The organism is Rhizobium ecuadorense (assembly GCF_001187535.1).
Classification (GTDB): domain Bacteria; phylum Pseudomonadota; class Alphaproteobacteria; order Rhizobiales; family Rhizobiaceae; genus Rhizobium; species Rhizobium ecuadorense.
In genome coordinates this window covers 1-212 of the sequence record NZ_LFIO01001806.1, presented here as the reverse complement: position 1 = coordinate 212, position 212 = coordinate 1, and the positions used below count along the sequence as shown (strand labels likewise).

Annotated in this window: 1 pseudogene; it reads left to right on the top strand. The window is 62.7% G+C overall.

The annotated features are described in order from the left end of the window. A pseudogene (locus tag AF337_RS38510) lies at window positions 1-161 on the top strand (LysE family translocator); the annotation flags it as partial. Window positions 162-212 lie beyond the last annotated feature (51 nt).

Here is a 212-nt window from a genome sequence, read left to right as displayed (position 1 = left end):
ACATCATCCTGATCGGCATCATCGGCGCCGGTACGGTGCGGCGCTTCTATCGTGCCCATGAGCGGTTGATCGCGCGCTGCTCCGGCGTGCTTTTCATGGGATTTGCCGCCCAGGCGCTCTGGCACGCAACGCCCGGCCTGCTCGGCTGGCGCAAGGCCTGATTAAAGCGCGTCGCGCCAAACTTGAATCATGCGACGCGCTTGTCTTTGTTG